Origin of the sequence: Sphingomonas asaccharolytica NBRC 15499, from assembly GCF_001598355.1 — a bacterium.
GTDB classification, from domain to species: domain Bacteria; phylum Pseudomonadota; class Alphaproteobacteria; order Sphingomonadales; family Sphingomonadaceae; genus Sphingomonas; species Sphingomonas asaccharolytica.
Genome location: NZ_BCYU01000169.1, coordinates 1 through 1867, shown reverse-complemented (window position 1 = coordinate 1867; position 1867 = coordinate 1). Strand labels below are relative to the sequence as shown.

Below are 1867 nucleotides of genomic sequence, written 5' to 3'. Positions count from 1 at the left end.
TTGGTGGAGGGGGCCTGCGACCCACCAGCCCCAAGCGATGAGGCGAGCGATCGCGGGCCCCCTCCACCGTCCGCTTTGCGGCCGGTTCCCGTCACCGTGCCGGGGAGGATTTAAGTAGGGCTAGAACTTGACCTGCGCCCCCCGCTCGCCGCAAAGCCCGCAAACGATGAAACGCCGTACCGGACAAGACCGCTCGATCACGCAAAACTGGCGCCCCGCCACTCAGGCAGTGCGTGGCGGAACCGCGCGATCGGAATTCGGGGAGACGTCCGAAGCGCTCTTCCTGACCTCGGGCTATGCCTATGATTGCGCCGGCGACGCCGCGGCGCGGTTCGCCGGCGAGCAGCAAGGCATGACCTATTCGCGTCTGCAGAACCCGACGGTGCAGATGCTCGAAGAGCGCATCGCGTTGCTCGAAGGTGCCGAAGCGTGCCGGACGATGGCGACAGGCATGGCGGCGATGACCGCGGCCCTGCTGTGCCAGTTGCAGACCGGCGATCATGTCGTCGCCGGCCGCGCAGCCTTCGGGTCGTGCCGCTGGCTGGTCGACACCTTGCTGCCCAAATTCGGCATTCAGACCACGGTGATCGACGCGCGCGATCCGCAGCAATTCATCGACGCCACCCGGCCCGAGACCAAAGTCTATTTCTTCGAGACGCCGGCCAATCCGACGATGGATGTGGTCGACCTGGAAGCGGTGTGCGGCATTGCCCGGGAACGCGGCATCGTCTCGGTGGTCGACAATGCCTTCGCGACCCCAGTGCTACAGCGCCCGCTCGACTTCGGTGCCGATGTCGTCGCTTATTCGGCGACCAAGTTGATGGACGGGCAGGGCCGTGTTCTCGCCGGCGCAGTGTGCGGCAGCGAGGAGTTCATCGAGAACACCCTGCTTGCCTTCACTCGCAATACCGGGCCGACGCTGTCGCCGTTCAATGCCTGGGTCGTGCTGAAGGGGCTCGAGACGCTCGATCTGCGCGCGCGCCGGCAAAGCGAGAATGCGCTGAAGGTCGGGCGTTTTCTCGAAGGTCGCGTGCCGCGCATCCTCCACCCCGGCCTGCCGAGCCACCCGCAGCACAATCTCGCGATGCGGCAGATGGACGCCGCCGGCCCGATCTTCGCGTTCGAGGTCGATGGCGGCCGCGCGCAGGCGCACGGCCTGCTCGACGCGCTCGCGCTGGTCGACATTTCGAACAATATCGGCGATTCTCGCTCGCTGATGACGCATCCTGCCTCGACCACGCACGCCGGTGTCAGCGAGGAAAGACGCCTCGAAATGGGCGTGACCGAGGGGATGCTGCGGCTGAACGTCGGGCTGGAAGATCCCGACGATGTGATCGACGATCTCGACCAGGCGTTGAAGGCGGTCAGCTTGTGAGGAACGAGGCTTGAGCGACGTGATGAAGGCACTGTTCCCCAACGTCGCGGAAACGCGCGGGGTGATCGTGCGCGTCTCGGTCAGCTTCCTGCCCGAACAATCCGAGCCCGATCGCGGCCGCTGGTTCTGGGCCTATCACGTGCGGATCGAGAACGAATCGCCGGCGACGGTCCAACTGCTGACACGGCATTGGGTGATCACCGACGGCCGCGGCGCGCGCCATTCGGTCGAAGGCGAGGGCGTGGTCGGCGAACAGCCGGTGATCGCGCCCGGCGCGAGCTTCGATTACGTATCGGGCTGCCCGCTGGCGACCCCGACCGGGGCGATGCAGGGCAGTTATCACATGATCGCCGAGGACGGCTCGGCATTCGACGTCGACATCCCCCGCTTCGCGCTGCTCGCGCCGGCGGTGGGGGCATGATGAAGGTGGTGATCGACCTCGTCGTCCCGGCGAAGGCCGGGGCCGCCACGTTGTCGGGCGAGTCGCGTGCC

General features: G+C 66.6%; 2 protein-coding genes. Both read left to right on the top strand.

Annotated features, from left to right (window positions below; translation table 11 throughout):
* The first annotated feature begins 166 nt into the window (after positions 1–166).
* Positions 167–1375, top strand: a complete 1209-nt coding sequence (locus SAS01S_RS21885; protein WP_066813341.1) for a trans-sulfuration enzyme family protein — start codon at positions 167–169, stop codon at positions 1373–1375.
* Between the two features lie 22 nt (positions 1376–1397).
* Complete coding sequence (apaG, locus tag SAS01S_RS21880; protein ID WP_066813338.1) at positions 1398–1796, top strand: Co2+/Mg2+ efflux facilitator ApaG/CorD; 399 nt, start codon at positions 1398–1400, stop codon at positions 1794–1796.
* Positions 1797–1867: the final 71 nt, after the last annotated feature.

Bases quoted from the DNA above. Each gene is read 5' to 3' on its own strand.
- SAS01S_RS21885 (WP_066813341.1), top strand. From the start codon at position 167: ATGAAACGCCGTACCGGACAAGACCGCTCGATCACGCAAAACTGGCGC.
- apaG (WP_066813338.1), top strand. From the start codon at position 1,398: ATGAAGGCACTGTTCCCCAACGTCGCGGAAACGCGCGGGGTGATCGTG.